A 23,172-nucleotide genomic window follows, 5' to 3' on the forward strand; every position below is an offset into this window, starting at 1 on the left:
GATTATGTTTTTTGACATAAAGCACCGACTCTTCCTCAAAAATCAAGCTTGAGGGAAAAAGCGCAATCGACCGAGTTCGTCGTGTAGAGCGCGACATTCGACCGGGTGCGCCGCGCCGTGCAAGAAATTCTGGGCGTTTGACCGAGGACTTTCACCCGCTTCAACTCCAGGCTCAGACCGAGGCTTGCGGCCCGGTCGCGGCGATGCACGCCGACGATCGGAAAGGCGGCATCATAGCGGCGCTCGCCATAGCTGAGCGACAGCCCGCCCCGTACGCCCGCGATCAAGGGGCGCTCGAAACCCACGCGCAATTCGGCGCCGGAATAGCGGTGATAGTCCGTCCGGGGCACGGCGCGCTCCAGCCTCAGGCCATAGCTCAGGGCACCGCGCCGCCCCACCCGCGTCCGGCGTGCGAGATCGACGTAATATCTCGGCCCGCTCAGGTAGGACTTCTCGCCATAGCTGGCATATTCGCCGCCCAGCCGGAAAACCGTGCGCCCGCCCGCCACGGACCGCCACGCCTTCGCGAACCGGACTCCGCGCGTGAGATTGTCCGACGTGATGTCTTGCGACCCGCCGCCATAGCGCCTGTCGCGGACGAACGCCTCGACCGACCAGGGCCCGCGACGGCCGAGATGCTCATATTGCACCGCAAGGCCGGGCTCGGAATAACGCAATGTCGCAGTGTGGTACCACGCCCCCGCATAAGAGGCGCGAAACCGGATGCGATGACCCGGGCGCGGCTGAATGAACCAGTCGAGATTGGCGCCATAGCCGAGCCCCACGCCGGAGGTCTCGTTGCCGCCATCTTTGATCAGGAAGGTCCCGAAATCTGTCACGAGGTAACGCTCCGAGGCGACATGATCGACATTGCTGCTCGGCAGGATCGAGGCGGTGGCGGAGAAGCGCAGCGGATGCGCGCGATCGAGCGCCTGCCACGCCGCGAGAAGCGCGCCTTCGTGCTTTGGATCCTTGGCGAGCGCATAACGCAGGAACGCCTCGGTACGGCGCACGGAGCCAAGTTTCTTGAAGCTTTGCTGCAACCCGGCCTGCGCCGGAGAAAATTCTGGATGGCGCGACGCGATTTCGCCGAAAATCAGCAGCGCCCGCCCCGGTTTGCCCTGCGCGAGCTGCGCATTCGCCACGCCGAGCCAATCCGAAACCGTCTGTTCGGCGAAGCTACGCGTCGGCAAGAGCGTGGAGGTGACAAGCGCGAAGGCGAGCCAGATCAGGAGGAAGGAAGAACGGTATCGCATCGCGCTTGTCGTTTGCCTCTCGGCGAGACGGAAAGAGACCGGGCGCAGAACGCCCGGCCTGTGCAGGGAAAGCCCCGCCTCAATTCTCGGTGGCGTAATAGGCGCCGCCGAGATTGGTGTTAGGATCACTGCCTGCCTCGGTCATCGTGCCGGAGACGTCACCCACGGCGGTCAACACGTTCCCGTTGTTGGCGTCCGTATAGAAGCCGCCGTTCATTTTCAGATCGAAATCTGCGCCGGGCGAGGTGCCATCCGACATCGTGCCCGTCGCGGTCGCGGCCATGGTCGAGCCGGTAACCGTGCCCGCAACGTCGAGCGAGCCCGTCACATCGGCTTCTTTCGTCAGGACGTCGCCGCTGTAGATGCCGAAGTTCGTTCCCTTGCCGGTCAGCGTTCCCGCGCCAAAATCGACATCCATTGCCAATTTTCCGATTACCGTCGTCGAGGCGTCGTCTGGATTGACTTTGTCGATGCCCATGTAGCCCGACATCGAGGCCTGCCCTTCGGGCGCAGTCGCGGTCATGGTCGGGCCGCCGATCCGATCCTGATAATCACTATAGGTTGCATCGACGTTTTGGGCCTCTGCCGAGGTCAAGGCCCCGGAAGACCCGTTGCTGCTGTTGCAGGCAGCCAGCGCAAGACAGGCGGCTGACGCCGCGAGAGCGAGTTTGAATGTCATGAGAATACCCCGATTTTTTGGTGTTTTGTCACGGCCCAAGCACACGAACCGATCACGCGCATTTCATGTCACGGCACCGAAAGCTCGCAACCTATGAGAACTTATAGGGTTCTGCGAAATTGGCGCCCGAGCGCCCTCCGCAGTGCCGAAATCACGAAAACGTGCAAACCTGCGTAAACCTTGGTTTCTCGGAGATGAAGGAATGGGACGGCGCGGCGTTTCGAGACATTCGACCATGTCCGGCATCGCCCGGAACAAACTGCGCACAGCGCACGGGACGGATCGGAGCGCATTGCAAAGAACGCAACGGGCCATCGGCGAAAGGCGCGCTTCGAATGCACCGACGATGCTGGCCAGGAAAAACGTCATCGGCTCCGTCCCGACCGCTGAAGCAAGTCCCGCCAACTGGATCAGCAGAACTGCAGCGCCTTCTGCAGCGAAGCGTTCACCACAAACATCGTCCCGCCCGTCCATGACGCGCGAGTCGACGCTGGCCCCCGCGAAGCGAGAGATCGGGCTCCCGCCGCGCAGCGTAAACTGCGGCGCAAAGCCTCGCTAGGCGCTTGAAAACATGGGCTTGAAAGGGGGTAATGGCGGAGCGGAAGGGATTCGAACCCTCGAGACGGTTTCCCGCCTACACACTTTCCAGGCGTGCGCCTTCGACCACTCGGCCACCGCTCCGCCGGCGGGTTTATCCGCAAATCCGGGAGGGATGCAAGAGCCGATCCGGAATAATGCGAAGGACATTAAAAAGCCCTGAAAACACGCGGGTTCGGCGCTTGCGCGCCTGCCCGGTGGCTCCTAGCATAAGAAAATCAGGTTACGCCCCCGTCAGGGGCAGGCACAGGAAGATGATGAAGATGAAGGACACTCCCGATGAGGGCCGCCCCGCCCTGATCGATGGGCGCGCATTCGAGCCGCGCGCGCTCACCAACGTGCTTCTAGGCATCATCGCCTTCGCGCTGGCGCTGTTCCTGATGGTGCAGGCGAAATTCATCCTGATCTCTCTGGCCATCGCGATCATCCTATTCTCGCTGACCTCCGAGGCGATCAATGCGGTCGGGCGGCTCCGGATCGGGCCGGTCTCGATCCCGCCGCGTCTGGCGTCGCTGGTGGCACTGGCGCTGATCGCGGGCGGGCTGCTCACGCTGAGCGCGGTGCTGATCTCGCAGGTGAACACCGTCGTGACGATGGTGCTGAACTATGCGGGTCCCGCGCAGCAGGCGATCGCGCAACTCTTCGGCTGGATGGGCCCCGAGGTTGAGCAATCGGTGCTGGAATCGATGCAGAGCATTCAGGTCGCAGGGTATCTGACCACCCTGGCGGGTCAGGCCTCGAACCTGCTTTCGGCCACGATCCTGATCATTCTGTTCGTGGGCTTCCTGTTCGCCGAGCGTATCTGGTTCGACGCGAAGCTGAACTCGCTGATGGGGGATCGCGCCAGCGCAGAGCGGATCGCGCGAATGGTCGGCACGATCATGCGCCGGGTGAACCACTATCTGCTGGTCAAAGCCATCGTCAGCGCCGTCACGGCGATTGCGGTCTACGGCGTCTTCACCGTGGGCGGCTTCGACTTGGCGCTCCCGGTTGCGATCATCACCTTCGCACTGAACTTCATCCCCTCGATCGGCTCGATCATCGCGACGGTTATCGCGACGCTCGCGGTCTATGTGCTGACCCAGAACCCCTACACGGCGGGCACGGTGCTCGTCGCGGTCGGCATCCTGCAATTCGTGATCGGCAACGTGATCGACCCGATGCTGATGGGCCATGCGCTGCGGCTGTCGAGCTTCGGGATCATCATCTCGCTTGCCTTCTGGGGCGCGGTCTGGGGGCTTCCGGGGATGTTCCTCGCCGTGCCGATCATGGTGGCGCTGATGATCATCTGTTCGCAAAGCCCGCGTCTGCGTCCGCTCGCGGTGCTGCTGTCGCGCGAAGGTCTGCCGGACATGGAACATTGAAGGCCGCTGACAGCCAACGGGGATTGGATTGAAGGGCGCAAGGCTTAGATAGGGAGGTAAGGAGACGCCATGACCATTCCCTTCGACAACAGCTATGCCCGCCTGCCCGACACGTTCTTCGAGCGTCAGCCGCCCCAACCGGTGAAAGCGCCGGAACTGGTGCTGCTGAACCGCGACCTTGCCGACCGTCTGGGCCTGGATGCCGATTGGCTGGAGGGCCCCCAAGGGCTCGAGATGCTGGCCGGCAACACGATGCCCGAGGGCGCGGAGCCGATCGCGCAGGCCTATGCGGGTCACCAGTTCGGTGGCTTCGTGCCGCGTCTGGGCGATGGGCGTGCGGTGCTGCTGGGTGAAGTGGTCGCGCCCGATGGCGTGCGCTTCGATCTGCAACTGAAAGGCGCCGGGCGCACCGCGTTTTCGCGTGGCCGCTCTGACGGGCGGGCGTGGCTCGGTCCGGTGTTGCGCGAATATGTCCTGAGCGAAGCGATGGCGAAGCTTGGCGTGCCGACGACTCGCGCGCTCGCCGCCGTGCGCACGGGCGAAACCGTTGTGCGCGATGCCTCGGGGCGTCCCGGGGCGATCCTGACCCGCGTCGCGCGCAGCCATATCCGCGTCGGCACCTTCCAGTATTTCGCGGCGCGCAATGATCGCGATGGATTAAGAACGCTCCTCACCACGTTGATAGATAGACATTATCCGGAATGTGAAACACCGCTCGAAGTCCTGCGTGCGGTAGCGGCGAAGCAGGGCGAGCTCGTCGCGAAATGGATGGCGCTCGGCTTCATTCATGGCGTGATGAACACCGACAACATGGCGCTGTCGGGCGAGACGATCGACTATGGCCCCTGCGCCTTCATGGACCATTACCATCCGGGGCGGGTCTTCTCCTCCATCGACCAACAGGGCCGCTACGCCTATGCGCGCCAGCCGCAAGTGGCGGTCTGGAACCTTGCGCAATTCGCGACCTGCCTGATGCCGCTGATCGGCGACGACGATGCGGCGATCGAACGGGCGAGTGCCGCCGTCGACAGCTTCATCGGCGTCTATCAGGGCGAATGGCTGCGGCTGATGGGCCGCAAGATCGGCCTCGCTGGGGCGACCGAGGAAGACCTGCCGCTCATCGAGGACCTGTTGAACCGCATGGCGACCGAGAAAGCCGATTTCACGCGTGTCTTCAGTGCGTTGCGGCGCGATCCTAAGACGGCGGGTCAAGAGTTCACAGAGCCGATGGCATTCGATCTCTGGCGCGAGGGATGGGAGAAGCGGATCGCGAGCGAAGACGATCCGCGCGCCGTCATGGAGATGGCGAACCCGCTGCGCATTCCGCGCAACCACCGGGTCGAGGAGATGATCGCGGCCGCGGTCGATGGTGATGACGGTCCGCTCCACAGGCTTATGGAGGCGCTGGCGGACCCCTATGCGGAAGATCCGCGTTACGCCTCGTATGAAGACGCCCCGAAGCCCGACGAACGGGTCTTCCGGACCTTCTGCGGGACATGAAGATCACCCTGTAAGGCACTCAGAAAAATGACACTTCGGATCGCTTCCTACAATCTGCACAAATGCGTGGGGACCGATCGCAAGCATGACCCGGCGCGGATAGTGAACGTTATCAATGCGCTGCACGCCGATGTGATCGCCTTGCAGGAAGTCGACAAGCGCATGGGCGAGCGGCCAGCGGCACTGCCGCAAAAGCTGATCGAGGAAGAGACCGATTTCATCCGCCACGACATGCCCCGCACCACAGCCGCCTCGCTGGGCTGGCATGGGCAGGTCGTGCTGGTCCGGCGTGGCTCCCGGGTGCTGGGGATCGAGCCGGTTACCCTGCCCGGCCTCGAGCCGCGCGGCGCCATCGCGGTGAACATCGCCCCCGACAGCGGCGCGCCCTTCCTGCTCATTGCAGCGCATCTTGGGCTGCGGCGGAGCGACCGGCGCGCACAATGGACCCGGATCGCCGAGATCATGGCCGGGGTGAAGCCGCATCCGGCACTCGCCATCGGCGATTTCAACGAATGGCGCGAACGCCACGGCTTTGAAGCGCTGACCGGCTTTCACATCCATGCGCCGGGCGCGACCTACCCCTCGCGCGCCCCGATCGGCCGGCTCGACCGGATCGTGACCTCGCCGGGAATCCGCGTGGTGCGCAAGGGTGTGCTGGATACGCCACTGGCGCGCGTGGCCTCGGATCACCTGCCGATCTGGGCCGATATCGGCGGTATCGTCACCCGTGCGCATCCCCGCGCCTGACACCCTGCTTGAAGGCCGATCACAGGCGCGCTAGGTGGGCCTTGACCATCCGGTCAGGAGCGCCCCATGACACCCGAACCCACCGAGAACGACAATCTGCGCGGCTCGATGCTGATGATCCTCGCGATGGCGGGGTTCGCGCTCGAGGATATGTTCATCAAGATGCTCGCGGGCGACTGGCCGGTGGGGCAAATTCTCGCCGCCGTGGGGCTTGGCGGCGCGACGATCTTCGCGGTGCTCGCCAAGCTGAAGGGCGAGCGCATCTTCACCCGCTCGCTGCTTTCCTCTGCGCTCTGGCTGCGCAACGCCGGCGAGATCGTCGGCACCGGATTCTTCGTCTCCGCCGTGGCTTTCACGCCGCTCGCCCAAGCCACCGCGATCCATCAGGCGACTCCGCTTGCGACCACGCTCGGCGCCGCGATCTTTCTGAAGGAACGGGTCGGCTGGCGCAGGCTTTCGGCGATCCTGATCGGGTTTCTCGGCGTGATGATCGTGATCCGGCCCGGCACGGACGAATTCTCGATGCTCTCACTTCTCGCGGTCGGCGCGGTCATCGGCCTGTCGATGCGCGATGTCACCACGCGGCGCGTGCCGCGCGACGTGACCTCGCTGCAGGTGGCGACACTCGGCTTCTTCTGCGTGTTGCCGCTGGGGCTCCTGCTGCTGGCCGTGCTGCCAGAGCCGGTCGTCACACCCGCACCGATGGATTGGCTTTACCTGCTCGGCGCGCTCGCGATCGGGCCGGTGGGCTATTACGCCCTGATCGCCTCGGTGCGGCTGGGCGAAATCGCGGTGATCATGCCGTTTCGCTATTCGCGTCTCGCCTTCGCCGTCGTGATTTCGACCGTCGTCTTCGCCGAGCCCCCGGATCGCTGGACGCTGATCGGCGGGGCGGTGATTGTGGGCTCGGGCCTCTATGCGCTGTGGCGGCAGGCGAAACTGCGCAGGGAAGGTCGCCGTTAGCGGTAACATTTCTTCCAGAAATTGCCCTTACGGCCTTTTCGCAGGCGCAGCACGGGTGTATGCACCTAGCCAAGCATCAACCGGAGCCCGAGGAGAGCGCCCCCATGAGCACCATCATCGACATCCACGCCCGCGAGATTCTCGACAGCCGTGGCAACCCCACCGTCGAAGTCGACGTCATCCTCGAAGACGGCACGATGGGCCGTGCGGCCGTGCCGTCGGGCGCCTCCACCGGCGCGCATGAGGCGGTCGAGCGCCGCGACGGCGACAAGGCCCGCTACATGGGCAAAGGCGTTCTGGAAGCGGTAATGGCCGTGAACGGCGAGATCGCGGAGAACCTCGTCGGCGAGGACGTCACCGAGCAGGTCGAGATCGACCGCGCGATGATCGAACTCGACGGCACCGAGAACAAGGGCCGCCTCGGCGCCAACGCGATCCTCGGCGTCTCGCTCGCCTGCGCGAAAGCGGCCGCCGATTTCTCGACCCTGCCGCTTTACCGTTATGTCGGCGGCACCTCGGCCCGCGTCCTGCCGGTGCCGATGATGAACATCATCAATGGCGGCGAGCATGCCGACAACCCGATCGACATCCAGGAATTCATGATCATGCCGGTCTCGGCGGGCAATATCCGCGACGCGGTGCGCATGGGCTCGGAAGTATTCCACACTCTGAAGAAAGAGCTCTCGGCCAGCGGCATGTCCACGGGTCTGGGCGATGAGGGCGGGTTTGCTCCGGAACTCAGCTCGACCACGGCCGCGCTCGACATCATTCTCAAGTCGATCGAGAAAGCGGGCTACAAGCCGGGCGAGGACATCTACCTCGCGATGGATTGCGCCTCGACCGAATATTACAAGAACGGCAAATACGAGATGAAGGGCGAAGGCCTGTCGCTGACCTCGGAAGAGAATGTCGACTATCTCGAGAAGCTGCTGGGGGCCTATCCGATCATCTCGATCGAAGACGGCATGGCCGAGGACGATTGGGAAGGCTGGAAGCTCCTGACCGAGCGTCTGGGCGACAAGGTGCAGCTGGTGGGCGACGATCTCTTCGTGACCAATCCGACGCGTCTGGCCGATGGCATCAAGCAGGGCGTCGCGAATTCGATGCTGGTGAAGGTCAACCAGATCGGCACCCTTACCGAGACCCTGCAGGCCGTCGATATGGCGCACCGCGCAGGCTACACCAACGTGATGAGCCACCGTTCGGGCGAGACCGAGGACGCGACCATCGCCGATCTCGCGGTCGCCACCAACTGCGGTCAGATCAAGACCGGCTCGCTGGCGCGTTCGGACCGGCTCGCGAAATACAACCAGCTGATCCGCATCGAGGAATCGCTGGGCGAGACCGCGGAATATGCGGGTCGTTCGATCCTGCGCTAAGCGCGTCTTGACGTGAGACACCCAGGCCCCCGGCGGAGCAGGCGCTTCGCCGGGGGTTTTCGTTTCGCCTTCGGCGAGGAAATTTGGGCCAAGCCGAAGGGGCGATTGCGTTGCGCCCTGATCCGCGTCACTGTCGGGCCATGATCGAGGCTCTGATTTTCGATGTGTTCGGCACCTGTGTCGATTGGAGGAACTCCGTCGCGCATGAGGTGGAAACTGCCTTTCCCGGGATCGATTCCCTGGCTTTCGCCGATGCGTGGCGTGGCGAATACGATCCTGCGATGCGGCGCATTCGCGACGGCGGGCGCGGCTATGTGGCGCTCGACGATCTGCATCGCGAGAACCTGCACCGGGTAGCCAAGCGCTTCGCGGTCTCGGCACCCGATAGCCTGTCGCATGTCTGGGAGCGGCTGAACCCGTGGCCCGACGTGGTCAGCGGCCTTCACGCGCTGAGGCGCCATGCGATCATCGCGCCATGTTCCAACGGGTCCATCGCGCTGATGACACGGCTTGCGCGCCACGCGGGGCTGCCGTGGGATTGCATCCTCGGCGCGGATATCGCCCGCGACTACAAGCCGAAGCCGGAGGTCTATCTGGCCTCCTGCGCCGCGCTGCGTCTGCCGCCCGAAGAGGTGATGATGGTGGCCGCGCATAATGATGATCTCTCGGCAGCCCGGGCGCTGGGGCTAAAGACCGCTTTCGTTCCGCGCCCGACCGAATACGGGCCTGCTCAGGACAAGGACCTTGTGCCGAGCGAGGAATGGGACGCGATCGCGCCCGATTTCGAGACGCTCGCCAAGGAGCTCTTCGCATGAACGAGGCCGACGCGATCATCGAGGCCCTTGGCCTCGTGCCGCATCCCGAAGGCGGGCATTACCGCCAAACCTGGGAAGCGGAAGCCGCAGACGGCGCGCGTCCTTCGGGCACCTGCATCTATTTCCTGCTCAAGGCGGGCGAGCGCAGCCACTGGCACCGGGTGGACGCGACCGAAATCTGGCATTTCCACGCAGGCGCGCCGGTGCAGCTCGATATCGCGCCGCAGGAGGCGGGCCCGGTGCTGGAATTGCTGTTGGGCCCCGACGTGATCGGCGGCGATCAACCGCAGGGGATCGTGCCCGCGGGCCAGTGGCAATCCGCGCGCTCGACCGGGGCGTGGAGCCTTGTCAGCTGCACCGTCTCGCCGGGCTTTCGCTTCGAGGGGTTCGAACTGGCCCCACCCGGTTTCGACATCCCCCGTTGATCACCAGAGACCGATGCTCGCCCAACGCGAGAGTTGATCGAGCCAGCTGACAGGCGGCCACCAGAGCAGCGTCAGCACGATCACCGCGGCCACGAGCCCCACCGCCAGCGCCAATTCGCGCCTGTGACACAGCGTTTGCGCCGCCGCGGACCACAGCAGGTTGCGGATCACCGGCCAGTGTAGCTTGATGTGCCAGACCCCGGCGAAGACGAAGAGCACCCCCATCGCGAGGTGCAAAAGCTCCCAGTCGGCGCGGTCGAGCGCGAGGAGCGACCAGTCGATATCCCGCGCAACCCGGCCCGAGGGCGCAATGCTGACGACGAGGCCGGAGATGACCATGACGACGAAGCTGAGCCCCGCAAGGAAGACCGCGGCGGCCCGGTTCGAGAACGGGGCCTGCTTGCGCGCCTGCGGCGTCGGACAGGGATCGGTTGGAGTTTCAGACATCGGACTACCCTCTTCAATGAGGCCGATCCTAGCGCCGTCCGCCGCGGCGCGGCATGATCAGCGTCAAGTGATGCGAATTTAGCCGGGGCGCGAGACCTTGCCGCCGCCGATCAGCGCCGACACCCCGGTCGTCGAGGGCCCAGAGGTTGCCATGCCACGCGCCACCCGCACCGCGAGATAGGCGAAGGCCTGCGCCTCCAGCATGTCGCCATCGAGCCCGATATCCTCGATCGGCTGCACTGGCACGTTCATGCGCCGCTGCAAAGCCACCATCAGCGCGGTGTTGAGCCGCCCGCCGCCGCATACATAGATCGCCGAGGGCGCGGTCGGGTAATGCTCCCCCGCCCGCGCGACGGAGGCTGCCGCACAGGCGGTAAGCGTGGCTGCCGCATCCGCGTCTTCCAGCGCGGCCACACGGGACAGGACGTCATGAAAATCGTTCCGGTCGAGCGACTTCGGCGGCATCTTCAGGAAATAGGGATGCGTCAGGAAGGCCTCGACCACTGCCTCGTCAACGCGGCCCGTCAGCGCCAGCTCTCCGCCCGCATCGAACTCCGCCTTGCGCCTGAGCCGCATCAGATCGTTGATCGGTGCGTTGGCGGGGCCGGTGTCAAAGGCCAGAACCGCGCCCGGCACCTCTGCCGAGGGTTGGCGCGGATCGACCCAGGTCACATTGCCGACGCCGCCGAGGTTCAGAAACACCGCCGGCGCATCGAGCTTGGCGTATTTCACGCAGGCAAAGTGGAAGAAGGGCGCGAGCGGCGCGCCCTGCCCGCCCATCTCGACATCGGTGGAGCGGAAATCCCAGACCACCGGGCGCGACAGCACCTCGGCCAGGACCGAGCCGTCGCCGGCCTGATGGGTGCGGCGCGGGCCCTGCACCCCATAGGGATCGTGGGCGAGCGTCTGGCCGTGAAACCCCACGAGCTGCGCCTCTCCGAAGCCACTGAGCAGTTCGGCATGGGCGGTTTCGACCACCTCGCAGGCCTCCTCCACCCCGGCCTCGCCGGGCCAGCGCCCGAGGGCTGCATGGAGCGTCGCGCGCTCGGCCTCGGTATAGGGGCGGTAGTCGCTGCGGCCGAAATCGAGAATGCGGGTTCCGTCGGTCAACACGAGCGCCGCGTCCACCCCGTCCAAAGACGTGCCCGACATGGCGCCAACCGCCCAGACCGGCCCGGATTTCAACATGGCTTCCCTCTCGTCGCCTGCCCCGATATACGCACGCTCAGACGAAAGGAACAAGCACGATGACCTACCATCCGAAATCAGACTTCATGCGCGTGATGATCGAGCGGGGCTTTCTGGCCGACTGCACGGATTATCAGGGGCTGGACGAGGCTTTGGCGAAGGGCACCGTGCCGGGTTATATCGGCTTCGACGCGACGGCGAAGTCGCTGCATGTCGGCTCGCTGATCCAGATCATGATGCTGCGCTGGCTGCAGAAGACCGGCCACCAGCCGATCACCCTGATGGGCGGCGGCACGACGAAGGTGGGCGACCCCTCCTTCCGCGCCGATGAGCGCCCGCTGCTGACGCCCGACCAGATCGACGACAATATCGCGGGCATCAAGCAGGTGTTTGCGAAATACCTCGATTACGAGGCCGAGACGCCGGCTCTGATGCTCAACAATGCGGAATGGCTCGATGGGCTGAACTACCTCGATTTCCTGCGCGATATCGGGCGGCATTTCTCGGTCAACCGGATGCTGTCGTTCGAGAGCGTGAAATCGCGGCTGGATCGCGAGCAGAGCCTCAGCTTCCTCGAATTCAACTACATGATCCTGCAGGCCTATGACTTCCTCGAGCTGAACCGCCGCTACGGTTGCCTGCTGCAGATGGGCGGCTCGGATCAATGGGGGAATATCGTCAACGGGATCGACCTGACGCGCCGCGTGCTCGATCAGGAGATCTTCGGACTGACCTCGCCGCTTCTGACAACCTCGGACGGCAGGAAGATGGGCAAATCGGCCTCGGGCGCAATCTGGCTGAACTCGGACATGCTGAGCCCTTACGAGTTCTGGCAGTTCTGGCGCAACACAACCGACGCCGATGTTGGCCGCTTCCTGAAGCTTTATACCGAGCTTCCGGTCGAGGAATGTGAGCGTCTGGGCGCGTTGGAAGGCTCCGAGATCAACGCGGCGAAGGTGCGGCTGGCCAACGAGGTCACCGCGCTCTGCCACGGCTGGGAGGCCGCGCATGCTGCCGAGGCAACCGCGCGCGAAGTCTTCGAGAAGGGCGGCGTGGGCGACGACCTGCCAACGCTTACGCTGACGGTCGAGGAACTGGGCGACGGGATCAGCCTCGCGCAGCTCGTGGTGCGCTCGGGCCTCGCGAAATCGGGTAAGGACGGCAAGCGGCTGATCGCGGAAGGCGCGCTAAAGGTCGATGACGAGCCCTGCGCCGATCCGGGCCGCATGTTCACCGCCGCCGATCTGGAGACCCCGGTGAAGCTGAGCGCGGGCAAGAAGCGTCACGCGCTGGTCGAAGTCGAGTAACTCTATCGGGCGCGCCTCATGCGGGCGCGCCCAAGCCCCTTTTCCGATACGATCGGCTGTGGCACTCTTTGCCCATGAGCAAAGTCACCAATCTCAACCAGTTTCGCAAACAGCAGGCGCGCGTGAAGAAGCGCGAACAAGGCTCTGTGAATGCTGAGAAATTCGGTCGCAGCAAGGCCGAGAAAACGCTACAGGAAAGCCGCGCCACGAAAGAGCGGCGCGATCTCGACGGCCATCAGCGCGAGCACGACGAATGAGCCGACCGAAGAAACGCTCCCTGACGCTGGGCGGGCACCGCACCTCGGTCACGCTGGAGGATGAATTCTGGCGTGCCTTCCGCGATATCGCCCATGAGAAATCATTGGGCCTCAACGAGTTGGCAGCCGAAATTGATGTGGATCGCGGCACCGAGACGGGCCTTGCCACGGCAATCCGCCTCTACGTGCTGGCCTATTACCGGGCGCGTGCGATCTCGTAAGGCAAGCCGCGACGCACGGCGCTTTCCGCAGCCCATGCAAGCTCCTTGCGCGAGCGATAGTCGGAAACCGAGAGCGGCGCGTGGAACACCACTTCGACCGCGCCCTGCCGCGCCTGTGCCAGCACCTTGATCAGATGCGGCCCGAACTCCATATCGCCCCACCAGCCATAGAACCGCACGTCCTCGCCCGCGGGGGGCGTGTAGACCACGGTGACCGGCTGAATCTGCATCACGCGCTCCAGCCCATGGCTGTAGAAGGCCTGAAACAGCGTCGGCTTGAAGGGCAGCACCCGGCGCGCATCGGTCGAGGTGCCCTCGGGGAAGAACAGCAGGTGATGGCCCGCCCGGATGCGATCCTCGAACAGCCCCTGCTGCGTCTTTGCCTCACGCGGATCGCGCTTGATGAAAACCGTGGCCGTGGCCCGCGCGAGCCAGCCGACGAAAGGCCATTTGGCGACCTCGGCCTTGGAGACGAAATAGACCCGCTGGCAGGCGTTGAGCGCAAAGATATCGAGCCACGATCCGTGATTTGCGACCACCGCCCCGATCTTGGTCATCGGACGCCCCGTGACGCGATAGGAGATCCCGAGGATCGGGAAGCTCATCCGGCAGACCGCTTGCGTGATCCACGGCGTCCAGGGCCGCGCCAGCCCGTGAACCGGGCGCTCCACCAGACGCACCAGCAGCAGCACTACAAGCCCGATCAGCAGCATCAGCCCCCAGATCAGACCGCGCAGCCCCGCCCGCATCCAATCGAGCGCGCCGATCTGCTTTGGATCGGGCTCGTCCTCGATCCAGCTCACGCGCGGCCCTCGAAACGACGGGTGTAGAAGCTGCGATGCTTGTCGCTCATCGCCTTGGTATCCATGAGCAGGAGAACGTCGGTCGTGTTGAACGGATAGTCGATGAAAGCCCCCTCGCCCACGAAGCCGCCGAGCCGCAGATAGGCCTTTATCAGATTGGGCATTTCGGCCAGCGCCGCACGCCGATCCAGCGCCGCCTCAGGCACGAGGTCCATTGGCTGGAACGCCTCTGGCCGCGCGCGCGGACGCATGTGCGCGGGCGCTAGGTGATGGTGATGCAACCACGACAGCGGCGCTTTCAGCTTCTCGGCATCGGTGCCGTGGAAGGACGCAACGCCGAAGAGAATCTCGATGTCATGGGCAAGGACGTAATCGGCCAGCGCGTTCCACAAAAGCAGCATTGCCGCCCCGCCCCGATAGTCCGGATCGACGCAGGAGCGCCCAAGCTCCAGCAACTTGCGCCCGGTGCCGACCAGCGGCGAGAGGTCGTATTCGCTATCGCAATAGAATTGCCCTGCCCGCTCCAGCCGATCCGAAGGTAGCAGCCGGTAGGCGCCCACCACATGCTCGCCTTCAGCGCGCGCGGGATCGACCAGCAGAAGATGATCGTAGATCGCGTCGAGCCGATCGCTTTCCAGACGATTTTGGTGATCGACCGTCTCGCCGCCGCCGCCGAGTTCTTCGACGAAAACGCGGTAGCGAAGCCGCTGCGACGCCACGAGATCGGCGGCATCGCGAGCCAGCCTGATTTCGAATGCGGCGCTGTCGGTCACGGGCGTCCTCCTGCCGATATTCGCTGGCCCGGTTTAGAAAGCCGCGCCCGGATTGGCAATATCGCGCGGCGCGGAGCGTGTCATGGACGCATCACGACGGGGGGCGATGCGCCACATCCTCCGGTTGACGGAATTTCTCGCGTGACCTCACGTGCCTGTTAACGTTTCATCAACTTTGTTCAGAGAAAACCAATTCCAACGCGACCCGCCGACCGTCCAGGACAAGCTTGCCTTCATGTTCAAAATTGACCGTCACCTTTTCGCCGATACGCGATTGCACCTGGCCAGTGCCCCAGTCGGGCTGGGCGGGATTCCTGACCAGCATGCCGGGTTCTAGAATTTCATAGATCACATTTCACCTTCTGGAGAGTTTGATGCCATTCGAGACCGCGAATGCGGGTGCGGAGGACGCTGATTTGATCGAACTTGTCGCGTCGCGCCTGTGCCATGACCTTATCAGCCCGATCGGGGCCATCGGCAATGGGGTAGAATTGCTCGCCATGACAAGCGAAGCGCCCGGCCCGGAGGTGGAGCTTATTTCGCAAAGCGTGGCGGCGGCGAATGCGCGCGTCAAGTTCTTCCGGCTGGCCTTTGGACGCGCCGGACCCGATCAGCAGTTGAGCGAAGCGGAAATCACCGGGTTGCTGGGCGAAGTCTCCGCTCAGAGCCGCGTGGACTACGATTGGCGGGCGCCGGGAGAGACGCCGCGCGCCGAGGTGAAACTGGCACTTCTCGCGATGCTTTGCCTCGAAACCGCGCTGCCCTTCGGCGGCGATATCCGCGCGATGCCCTGCGGCGACGGCTGGATGATCACGGCGCGCGCCGAGAAAGCGCGACCCGATCGTGCGGCCTTCGCGGCGCTCGACGGGGAGCCGCTGGACCTGACGCCCGCGCGGGTGCAATTCGCGCTCCTGCCGCGCGAGGCGGCGCGGCAGGGTCGCAGACTCGATTGGTCGGTCGATTCCGAAGGCGGCACGATCGCCTTCTGACAGCGACCGCGTCCGGCTGAAATCGGAGGGTACGGTGCGCTCAGGGACGCACCGTGCCGTGCCCGGTCACCAGGTACTTGAACGAGGTGAGCTGCTCGGCGCCCACCGGCCCGCGCGCATGCATCTTGCCGGTCGCGATACCGATCTCTGCGCCCATGCCGAACTCGCCGCCATCGGCGAATTGGGTGGAGGCGTTGCGCATAAGGATCGCGCTGTCGAGCCGCTCGAAGAAGCGGTCGGCGGCGGCGTCATTCTCGGTCAGGATCGATTCCGTGTGCTGGCTGCCATAGCGGCGGATATGTTCGATCGCGCCATCCACGCCATCGACGATCTTCGCCGCGCAGATCATATCGAGGAATTCGCGCCCGAAATCTTCCGCACTTGCCTCGGTGACGCCCTCGATTTGCAGCAAATCGCCCGTGCCGCGCACCTCGACGCCTGCTTTGAGCAGGTCTTCGATCAGCACGCCGCCATGTTTCTTCCAGAAGGCGCGGTCGATCAGAAGGCACTCCATCGCGCCGCAAATCCCGGTGCGCCGGGTCTTGGCGTTCACCACGACGGCCCGCGCCTGTTCCAGATCGGCTGCCCCGTCGGCATAGATATGGCAGATGCCCTCGAGATGGGCGAAGACCGGAACACGCGCCTCGGCCTGCACCAGACCGACGAGCCCCTTGCCCCCGCGCGGCACGATCACGTCGATGAATTCGGTCGCGCGCAGCATCTCGGCCACGGCGGCGCGGTCGCGGGTCGGCACGAGCTGGACCGCCGCCTCGGGCAGCCCCACCGCACGCAGCCCCTCGAGCAGGCAGGCATGGATCGCACGGCTGGAATGGAAGCTCTCCGAGCCGCCGCGCAGGATCACCGCATTGCCCGATTTCAGGCATAGCGCGCCGGCGTCCGCCGTCACGTTGGGCCGCGATTCATAAATCACGCCGATCACGCCCAGAGGCGTGCGCACGCGCTTGATATGCAGCCCCGAGGGCATGTCCCATTCCGCGATCGTGTCGCCCACCGGATCGCGTTGCGCTGCCACCGCCCGCAGACCCTTGGCGATCGCCTCGATCCGCGCATCGTCCAGCATCAGCCGATCCATCATCGCGGGGCTCAGCCCCTTCTCGGCCCCGTAGGCCATGTCCTCGCCATTTGCGGTGATGATGTCATCTTTACGCGCGAGCACCGCATCGGCCGCCACTTCCAGCGCCTTCTGCTTTACCTCGGCGCTGGCGAAGGCCAGTTCCGCCGCGGCCGCCCGCGCGGCAGCGCCCATCGTCTCGATCAGCCCTTTGGCGTCCATGTCGTCTTTCATTACGCACCCCTACCGGATTTCCCGGTCTGTCCGGTTTTCACCCATTGCGCCAGCTTCACCGCCAGCACGAACCAAGGGAGCCCGTGCATCACCAGATCGAACCAATCGACCGTACGCACCAGCGTGCCCGCCGCCAACATCTTCAGCTTTTCCCAAATATGTGGCTCTGGGGTGAATGGCGCGAGACCCAGCAGACCCGCGAACAGGACTGCTTGCAGCAGGGTGATGTGGTCGAAAAACTGCTTGATCCAGCGCATGCGCTCCTCCCGAAACTTCGCCCGGATATAAGCGACAGATGCGCGTTTCACAAACGCAACTTTACCGTAGAAGGGGGGAAAGTGGCGCGGTTGACGGGGCTCGAACCCGCGACTCCCGGCGTGACAGGCCGGTACTCTAACCAACTGAGCTACAACCGCGCATCTGCGCTCGGGGCGATCCGGATGATGGCGCGGTTGACGGGGCTCGAACCCGCGACCCCCGGCGTGACAGGCCGGTACTCTAACCAACTGAGCTACAACCGCTCGCATCATCTGCCCGGATCGCCGTCCGAGCGTGGGGAGGGTATTACGCGGGCGACCTGCCCCCGTCAAGCGGCCTGAGAGCAAAAATCCGACGAATTTTCACCTGCCGTTCGGGCAAGCAAATCGCGGCTCCTCAGTGCGCGTCCGCGGCCCTTATTTATCGCGCCCGCACGCGCGCCGATGAGATGCGCTTTCTGCTTCCCCTTGGCAGAAATATCCCGGGGGAGACCGAAGGTCGGGGGCGGAGCCCCCTCTTCTTTTAGTTTTGTCGCCGTCCGGCGACGGGGGCAGCGCCCCCTTTCTCGGCGAATGCAATCAACGTTCCGGCGCGGGAATGAACTCCGCATCATCCGCGGGCGGCAGTTGGAATCGGCCATGCGCCCAGTCGCCCGCGCGCCATGCCTCTTTGGCCGCGTCGATCTTGTCGCGCGAGGAGGCCACGAAATTCCACCAGATATAGCGCGGACCGCCCATGGTCGCCCCGCCCAGAACGATCAGCCGGGCGCCCTGCCCGCCCGCCTTGAGCGACACCCGGTCGCCGGGGCGGAAAACGAGCATCCGACCTTCCTCGTAGGTTTCGCCCGCGGCGGTGACGGAGCCTTGCAGCACATAAACCCCGCGATCCTCGTGATTGTCAGGCAGCGGGATCTGCGCGCCCGGATCGAGCTTCGCATCGGCGTAGAACATCTCGGAGGGCAGATCGATCGGGGCATGCGCGCCCCAGGCATCGCCCAGCACCAGCCGCACGGTCTTGCCCTCGGCCTGCAATTCGGGAAGCGCTTCGGCGCCGACATGCTTGAACGCCGCCTGCCCCTCTTCCTGATCCTCGGGCAGCGCAACCCATGTCTGGATACCCGCGAGATGCTGGCCGGTGTCGCGGACCTTGCCGTCAGTGCGCTCGGAATGGGTGATGCCGTAGCCCGCACTCATCCAGTTCACCGCGCCCGGCGTGATCCATTGATCGGTGCCCAGCGAATCGCGGTGATGCAGGCGGCCTTGCAGCAGGTAGGTCACAGTCGCGAGCCCGATATGCGGGTGCGGGCGAATGTCGATGCCCCGCTGGCCGGAGAGGAACTCCACCGGGCCGATCTGGTCGAAGAAGATGAACGGGCCGATCATCTGGCGTGCAGCCGAGGGCAAGGCGCGGCGCACCTCGAATCCACCAAGGTCGCGCGCTCGGGGCGCGATAACGGTTTCAATGGCGTCGACGGCATCGCCGATCGGAATTTCGGGGTCGAGGGCGGGGTTCCAGCTCATCGGAGCGCTCCTTTCCTGTGGTTGAGGGAAAGGTAGCATCGCGGCGCGCATATCATAGAGCCATGCGCGAACAGAGTCTGAGCGCGGTCGCGCAACGCCACGCAAGCAGTTGATATCAATATTATTCATGGGGAATGGTGGGCGGTGAGGGACTCGAACCCCCGACATTCTCGGTGTAAACGAGACGCTCTACCAACTGAGCTAACCGCCCCCGACCCCTCCTCTAGCTCCGCCTTGCGCGGGGATCAAGGGCTCAGATGCCTTCGCGCATCCGCGCCTTGCGGGTCGAGGAAAGCTTCATCCCCGGCGCGGTCAGCCGCGCTTCCGGCCCGACCCAGGCATAGGCAAGCAGACAAGGATCGAGATCGGCCGTGGTGATGCGGTGTTCGTGATCGGGTCGGTTCAGGATCAGCGACCCCGGCGCATGCACCGCAGTGTCATTTTCCGACCACGGGCCCGCGACCGAGATATAGCTTTCCTCGATCTCCTTGTGACTGTGCTGCGGATAGGTCGTGCGCGGCGCGAACAGGACGAATCCCAGCACCAGCCGATCCGAGGCCACCGGACCGCGCGGACCCAGCACCTCGCAATAGGCATATTTGCGTGCCAGCGCCTTCGGCACTTTCTCGTAGCCATATTCCCATGTCAGCTGGCTCGCGACACGCGACAGCGCCCGCGCCATGCCCGCCACCGCACCGCGCTCGCCCAGATCGAGTGCCCGCGACAGATGCGCGGTCACCGGTTTCGGCTGCGGCTGGCGCGGCGTCACCGGGGGATTGGTGTCGATGATCTGCGAGAGCGTGTCGCGCACCCGTTTGCGGTGGCTGCGGATGAGGCGACTGCCGCCCGCCGAGCCATGACGGTAGAGCGTGTCGAATTCCCGCAGCAGATAGAGCCAGTCCGGACAATCGGAGACGCGCAGCCCCTCGTCGGGGGACGTTTCGTTCATCGGCATCGTGTCGGTCATCGCATCCTCCGCGTCTCGCGCCTCGGGCGCTTCTCTGGCGTGCTGTCTGGCCCATAATCTGACGCCGCGGGGCGCAGAAAACTAACCGGAAAACGACGAAGGCGCGTCTGTTCAAGACGCGCCTTCGTAGGAAAATGGTGGGCGATGAGGGATTTGAACCCCCGACATCATCGATGTGAACGATGCGCTCTACCGCTGAGCTAATCGCCCTCCGTGGCGGGCTTTTAGCGCCCCGCTTCTGGCTCCGCAAGAGGGTTTTCGACGAAATCTCAGCCCCGGTTTTCGACCTCGCTTTCCAAGGCGTCGTCCTCGGCCTGCGCGGCGCCATCCGCCTCTGCCGCGACGGCCTCGAGCATGCCCGAAGGGCGGCGCAGCTTGACCACGAGGATCTCGTCGCCGTTCTTCTCGAACTGGCGGTTGATCTTCAGCTTGCCGAGCGGCGGGATGCTGAGTTCCTCGCCTTCCGAGAGCGCCTCGCCCAGAACTTTCAGCACGGCCTCCGACATTGCTTTCGCCTCGCCGCGCTTCACGCCAGCCTCGACCATCACCCGATCCACGAAGCTTCGCTTGCGCACGAGCGCCTTCGCCTCGGCCCCCGGATCAGGAGCTGCCGGCGTGAGCGTCGCGGCGGAGGCCGGAGGTGTCGCGGCGGGTGGCTTGCGGGTCGATTTCGGCTTCTGGCTCTTGGCCATGGCGGCTCCTTTTTTGACCGGAATAAAAGGAGGTTACGTGCAAATGCCTTCAGATGCAAAAACGCCCGCCGCGATATGCGACGGGCGTTTTCGTTTTCAATCCAAAGCCGATCAGTGCGCGGTTGCGCCCTGTGCGTCCGATTTGGCCGCGGCTGCGGCGGCGGCTGCCGCCTCTTCGGCCTCTTCGTCCCAATCGACCGGCTCGGGCTGACGCACCAGCGCGCGGGCGAGGACTTCGCGAACGTGAGTGACCGGCACGATCTCCAGCCCCTCCTTCACGTTGTCGGGGATATCCGCGAGGTCTTTTTCATTCTCCTCGGGGATGAACACCGTCTTGATCCCACCGCGCAGTGCCGCGAGCAGTTTCTCTTTCAAGCCACCGATCGGCATCGCGTTGCCGCGCAAGCTGACCTCGCCAGTCATGGCGATATCCTTGCGCACTGGGATTCCGGTCAACACCGAGACGATGGAGGTCACCATCGCCAGACCCGCAGAGGGCCCGTCTTTCGGCGTCGCGCCATCCGGCACGTGGACGTGGATGTCCCACTTCTCGAAGCGCGGCGGCTTGATGCCGAATTGCGGCGCGACCGAGCGGACGTAACTGGATGCCGCGTCGATCGATTCCTTCATCACGTCGCCCAGCTTACCGGTGGTCTTCATCCGACCTTTACCCGGCAGGCGCAGAGCTTCGATCTGCAGCAGGTCGCCGCCCACGGAGGTCCAGGCGAGGCCGGTCACGACGCCCACCTGATCTTCCTTCTCGGCCAGACCGTAGCGGTGCTTTTTGACGCCCAGATATTCGCCCACCTTCGCCTCATCGACGGTGATGTGCTTGATCTGACCCTTCGACTTGATGATCTCGGTCACCGCTTTCCGGGCGAGCTTCGCGATATCGCGTTCGAGGTTCCGCACGCCCGCCTCGCGGGTGTAGTAGCGGATCACGTCGGTCAGCGCGCCATCGGTCAGTTCGAACTCGTTCTTCTTGAGCCCGTGCCCCTTGATCTGCTTCGGGATCAGGTGCTGCTTGGCGATCTCGGCCTTCTCGTCCTCGGTGTAGCCCGCGAGCGGAATGATCTCCATCCGGTCCAGAAGCGGGCCCGGCATGTTGTAGGAGTTCGCCGTCGTCAGGAACATCACGTTCGAGAGGTCGTATTCCACTTCGAGATAGTGGTCCACGAAGGTCGCATTCTGCTCGGGGTCGAGCACTTCAAGCATGGCCGAAGCCGGATCGCCACGGAAGTCCTGACCCATCTTGTCGATCTCGTCGAGCAGGATCAGCGGGTTCGTGGTTTTCGCCTTCTTCAGCGCCTGAATGATCTTGCCGGGCATCGAGCCGATATAGGTCCGACGGTGGCCGCGGATCTCGGATTCGTCGCGCACGCCGCCGAGCGAGATGCGGATGAATTCGCGCCCCGTTGCCTTGGCGACAGACCGGCCGAGCGAGGTCTTACCCACGCCGGGGGGACCCACGAGGCACATGATCGGGCCTTTCAGCTTGGCCGAGCGCGCCTGCACCGCAAGATACTCAACGATGCGTTCCTTGACCTTCTCGAGCCCGTAGTGATCGGCATCAAGCACGGCCTCCGCCTTGCTGAGGTCTTTCTTTACGCGGGATTTGGTGCCCCACGGGATCGAAAGCATCCAGTCGAGATAGTTGCGCACGACGGTGGCTTCCGCCGACATCGGCGACATCGACTTGAGCTTCTTGAGCTCGGCCTCGGCCTTTTCCTTGGCCTCTTTGGAAAGCTTCGTGTTCTCGATGCGCTCTTCCAGCTCGAGGATCTCGTTCTGGCCGTCTTCGCCATCGCCGAGTTCCTTCTGAATGGCCTTCATCTGCTCATTCAGGTAGTACTCGCGCTGGGTCTTCTCCATCTGCGTTTTCACACGGGACTTGATCTTTTTCTCCACCTGGAGAACCGAGACCTCACCCTGCATGAGCCCGTAGACCCGCTCCAGCCGCTCGGAGACGTCGAGCGTTTCCAGAAGCTCCTGCTTCTGGGCCACTTCCAGCCCCAGATGGCCCGAGACGAGATCGGCCAGCTTGTCCGCTTCGGTCGCGTCGGCCACGGCCGAGAGCGCCTCTTCGGGGATGTTCTTCTTGATCTTCGCGTAGCGCTCGAATTCCTCGGCGACCGAACGCAGCAGCGCGCGGATCGTCTCCACATCGCCCTCGGTTTCGATCAGCGGCTCGGCATTCGCTTCAAAGTAGTCGTCATTCTCGACGAACTCGCTGATGCGCACGCGGCTCTTGCCCTCGACCAGAACCTTCACGGTGCCATCGGGCAGTTTCAGCAGTTGCAGCACGTTGGCGAGCACGCCAACGCGGAAAATCCCGTCTGTGTCGGGGTCGTCTTGCGACGGGTCGATCTGGCTCGCGAGCAAGATCTGACGGTCATCCGCCATCACCTCTTCGAGTGCGCGCACGGATTTCTCGCGCCCGACGAAGAGCGGCACGATCATGTGGGGGAAAACCACGATATCGCGCAACGGCAGGACCGGATGGGTGACAGAGCTAAATTCGGTCATCGGCGTTCCTCTCTTGGCAGGAGGGTCCGGCCCCGTTTTCGGCGACCACGTCCCTCCCCTGTTCGACCCAATATCTAGGAGCCGCGAAGCGTCCATTCAACTAGGCCATGTCACTCATCCGTCACAATGCGTGGCCCCGGGACAGGCCGCAAGAGGCGATCTCGCTGCCGTGAGCGGTTCGTGCGCGCGCGTG

At 64.2% G+C, this 23,172-nt stretch carries 24 protein-coding genes and 5 tRNA genes; 11 read left to right on the forward strand and 18 right to left on the reverse strand.

Translation table 11 applies throughout. The annotated features are described in order from the left end of the window. Nucleotides 1-35: 35 nt before the first annotated feature. The 3 genes from B6V76_RS03325 to B6V76_RS03335 form a co-directional block, all read right to left on the reverse strand. Nucleotides 36-1,256, reverse strand: coding sequence for a surface lipoprotein assembly modifier (locus tag B6V76_RS03325; RefSeq protein WP_088726660.1), 1,221 nt, complete (start codon nucleotides 1,254-1,256; stop codon nucleotides 36-38). A gap of 79 nt (nucleotides 1,257-1,335) precedes the next feature. Then, nucleotides 1,336-1,935, reverse strand: a complete 600-nt coding sequence (locus B6V76_RS03330; protein ID WP_088726661.1) for a hypothetical protein — start codon at nucleotides 1,933-1,935, stop codon at nucleotides 1,336-1,338. Between the two features lie 591 nt (nucleotides 1,936-2,526). Next, a tRNA-Ser gene (locus B6V76_RS03335) sits at nucleotides 2,527-2,616 on the reverse strand. Nucleotides 2,617-2,795: 179 nt separating this feature from the next. Here B6V76_RS03335 and B6V76_RS03340 point away from each other — a divergent pair. The 7 genes from B6V76_RS03340 (at nucleotide 2,796) to B6V76_RS03370 (ending at nucleotide 9,725) form a co-directional block, all read left to right on the forward strand. Then, nucleotides 2,796-3,896 (forward strand): AI-2E family transporter, encoded by a 1,101-nt coding sequence (locus B6V76_RS03340; RefSeq protein ID WP_077701375.1) that lies wholly within the window; start codon nucleotides 2,796-2,798, stop codon nucleotides 3,894-3,896. A 69-nt stretch (nucleotides 3,897-3,965) separates the two neighbouring features. Continuing rightward, the gene (locus B6V76_RS03345; RefSeq protein WP_088726662.1) at nucleotides 3,966-5,396 is read left to right on the forward strand and encodes a protein adenylyltransferase SelO; all 1,431 of its coding nucleotides are present in this window, start codon (nucleotides 3,966-3,968) and stop codon (nucleotides 5,394-5,396) included. A gap of 27 nt (nucleotides 5,397-5,423) precedes the next feature. Beyond that, nucleotides 5,424-6,143: an endonuclease/exonuclease/phosphatase family protein gene (locus B6V76_RS03350; RefSeq protein WP_088718728.1), complete on the forward strand. Its 720-nt coding sequence runs from the start codon at nucleotides 5,424-5,426 to the stop codon at nucleotides 6,141-6,143. Between the two features lie 66 nt (nucleotides 6,144-6,209). Then, nucleotides 6,210-7,106 carry a DMT family transporter gene (locus B6V76_RS03355; RefSeq protein ID WP_075776598.1) on the forward strand — a complete coding sequence of 299 codons (897 nt, stop codon included), beginning with the start codon at nucleotides 6,210-6,212 and terminating at the stop codon, nucleotides 7,104-7,106. Nucleotides 7,107-7,210: 104 nt separating this feature from the next. Further along, the gene (gene eno, locus B6V76_RS03360; protein ID WP_075776599.1) at nucleotides 7,211-8,485 is read left to right on the forward strand and encodes a phosphopyruvate hydratase; all 1,275 of its coding nucleotides are present in this window, start codon (nucleotides 7,211-7,213) and stop codon (nucleotides 8,483-8,485) included. A gap of 140 nt (nucleotides 8,486-8,625) precedes the next feature. Then, a complete protein-coding gene (locus tag B6V76_RS03365) occupies nucleotides 8,626-9,300 on the forward strand; it encodes a haloacid dehalogenase type II (RefSeq protein ID WP_088726663.1) in 675 nt (224 codons plus the stop codon). Then, nucleotides 9,297-9,725 (forward strand): cupin domain-containing protein, encoded by a 429-nt coding sequence (locus B6V76_RS03370; protein WP_088722680.1) that lies wholly within the window; start codon nucleotides 9,297-9,299, stop codon nucleotides 9,723-9,725. Before B6V76_RS03365 ends, B6V76_RS03370 begins: the two co-directional genes overlap by 4 nt. On the opposite strand, the gene B6V76_RS03375 is transcribed toward B6V76_RS03370, so the two are convergent. Together B6V76_RS03375 and B6V76_RS03380 are read right to left on the reverse strand one after the other, a co-directional pair. Beyond that, nucleotides 9,726-10,172 (reverse strand): DUF4405 domain-containing protein, encoded by a 447-nt coding sequence (locus B6V76_RS03375; protein ID WP_075776602.1) that lies wholly within the window; start codon nucleotides 10,170-10,172, stop codon nucleotides 9,726-9,728. Nucleotides 10,173-10,250: 78 nt separating this feature from the next. Continuing rightward, the gene (locus tag B6V76_RS03380) at nucleotides 10,251-11,360 is read right to left on the reverse strand and encodes an anhydro-N-acetylmuramic acid kinase (protein WP_088726664.1); all 1,110 of its coding nucleotides are present in this window, start codon (nucleotides 11,358-11,360) and stop codon (nucleotides 10,251-10,253) included. 59 nt (nucleotides 11,361-11,419) lie between these two features. Here B6V76_RS03380 and tyrS point away from each other — a divergent pair, with 59 nt between their 5' ends. From tyrS to B6V76_RS03395, 3 genes are all read left to right on the forward strand, one after another. Then, nucleotides 11,420-12,667 (forward strand): tyrosine--tRNA ligase, encoded by a 1,248-nt coding sequence (gene tyrS / locus B6V76_RS03385; RefSeq protein WP_088726665.1) that lies wholly within the window; start codon nucleotides 11,420-11,422, stop codon nucleotides 12,665-12,667. Nucleotides 12,668-12,741: 74 nt separating this feature from the next. Further along, nucleotides 12,742-12,924: a DUF4169 family protein gene (locus B6V76_RS03390; protein ID WP_078523133.1), complete on the forward strand. Its 183-nt coding sequence runs from the start codon at nucleotides 12,742-12,744 to the stop codon at nucleotides 12,922-12,924. Next, the gene (locus B6V76_RS03395; protein WP_075776606.1) at nucleotides 12,921-13,145 is read left to right on the forward strand and encodes a ribbon-helix-helix domain-containing protein; all 225 of its coding nucleotides are present in this window, start codon (nucleotides 12,921-12,923) and stop codon (nucleotides 13,143-13,145) included. The genes B6V76_RS03390 and B6V76_RS03395 overlap by 4 nt, the downstream gene beginning before the upstream one ends. On the opposite strand, the gene B6V76_RS03400 is transcribed toward B6V76_RS03395, so the two are convergent. The 3 genes from B6V76_RS03400 to B6V76_RS03410 all read right to left on the reverse strand — a co-directional run bounded on the left by B6V76_RS03400 (nucleotide 13,121) and on the right by B6V76_RS03410 (nucleotide 15,070). After that, nucleotides 13,121-13,894 carry a lysophospholipid acyltransferase family protein gene (locus B6V76_RS03400; RefSeq protein ID WP_088726900.1) on the reverse strand — a complete coding sequence of 258 codons (774 nt, stop codon included), beginning with the start codon at nucleotides 13,892-13,894 and terminating at the stop codon, nucleotides 13,121-13,123. The two genes, B6V76_RS03395 and B6V76_RS03400, sit on opposite strands and share 25 nt — an antisense overlap. Before the next feature lie 50 nt (nucleotides 13,895-13,944). Then, entirely contained in the window at nucleotides 13,945-14,721 is a 777-nt protein-coding gene (locus B6V76_RS03405; RefSeq protein ID WP_240497793.1) for a GNAT family N-acyltransferase, read from the reverse strand. A gap of 169 nt (nucleotides 14,722-14,890) precedes the next feature. Then, complete coding sequence (locus B6V76_RS03410; RefSeq protein ID WP_233243185.1) at nucleotides 14,891-15,070, reverse strand: DUF3553 domain-containing protein; 180 nt, start codon at nucleotides 15,068-15,070, stop codon at nucleotides 14,891-14,893. 25 nt (nucleotides 15,071-15,095) lie between these two features. Between B6V76_RS03410 and B6V76_RS03415 the strand changes: the two genes are divergently transcribed. Next, on the forward strand, nucleotides 15,096-15,710 hold the full coding sequence (locus B6V76_RS03415; RefSeq protein WP_088726666.1) for a histidine phosphotransferase family protein: 615 nt from the start codon (nucleotides 15,096-15,098) through the stop codon (nucleotides 15,708-15,710). A gap of 40 nt (nucleotides 15,711-15,750) precedes the next feature. Here the strand turns inward: B6V76_RS03415 and B6V76_RS03420 are convergent, their stop codons facing one another. The 10 genes from B6V76_RS03420 to lon form a co-directional block, all read right to left on the reverse strand. Next, a complete protein-coding gene (locus B6V76_RS03420) occupies nucleotides 15,751-17,016 on the reverse strand; it encodes a glutamate-5-semialdehyde dehydrogenase (protein WP_166504532.1) in 1,266 nt (421 codons plus the stop codon). After that, on the reverse strand, nucleotides 17,016-17,273 hold the full coding sequence (locus B6V76_RS03425; protein ID WP_075776611.1) for a hypothetical protein: 258 nt from the start codon (nucleotides 17,271-17,273) through the stop codon (nucleotides 17,016-17,018). The genes B6V76_RS03420 and B6V76_RS03425 overlap by 1 nt, the downstream gene beginning before the upstream one ends. A gap of 82 nt (nucleotides 17,274-17,355) precedes the next feature. Beyond that, nucleotides 17,356-17,432, reverse strand: a tRNA-Asp gene (locus B6V76_RS03430). Between the two features lie 28 nt (nucleotides 17,433-17,460). Further along, nucleotides 17,461-17,537: transfer RNA gene (locus tag B6V76_RS03435), tRNA-Asp, on the reverse strand. Between the two features lie 315 nt (nucleotides 17,538-17,852). Beyond that, nucleotides 17,853-18,794 carry a pirin family protein gene (locus B6V76_RS03440; protein ID WP_088726667.1) on the reverse strand — a complete coding sequence of 314 codons (942 nt, stop codon included), beginning with the start codon at nucleotides 18,792-18,794 and terminating at the stop codon, nucleotides 17,853-17,855. Nucleotides 18,795-18,929: 135 nt separating this feature from the next. After that, nucleotides 18,930-19,005: transfer RNA gene (locus B6V76_RS03445), tRNA-Val, on the reverse strand. A gap of 42 nt (nucleotides 19,006-19,047) precedes the next feature. Next, the gene (locus B6V76_RS03450) at nucleotides 19,048-19,761 is read right to left on the reverse strand and encodes a dimethylsulfonioproprionate lyase family protein (protein ID WP_166504533.1); all 714 of its coding nucleotides are present in this window, start codon (nucleotides 19,759-19,761) and stop codon (nucleotides 19,048-19,050) included. Nucleotides 19,762-19,896: 135 nt separating this feature from the next. Then, nucleotides 19,897-19,971: transfer RNA gene (locus B6V76_RS03455), tRNA-Val, on the reverse strand. A gap of 59 nt (nucleotides 19,972-20,030) precedes the next feature. After that, the gene (locus B6V76_RS03460) at nucleotides 20,031-20,453 is read right to left on the reverse strand and encodes an HU family DNA-binding protein (RefSeq protein ID WP_088718738.1); all 423 of its coding nucleotides are present in this window, start codon (nucleotides 20,451-20,453) and stop codon (nucleotides 20,031-20,033) included. Between the two features lie 111 nt (nucleotides 20,454-20,564). Continuing rightward, entirely contained in the window at nucleotides 20,565-22,979 is a 2,415-nt protein-coding gene (gene lon / locus B6V76_RS03465) for an endopeptidase La (protein WP_075774719.1), read from the reverse strand. Nucleotides 22,980-23,172 lie beyond the last annotated feature (193 nt).

Source organism: Thioclava sp. IC9, assembly GCF_002213225.1.
Lineage (GTDB): Bacteria > Pseudomonadota > Alphaproteobacteria > Rhodobacterales > Rhodobacteraceae > Thioclava > Thioclava nitratireducens.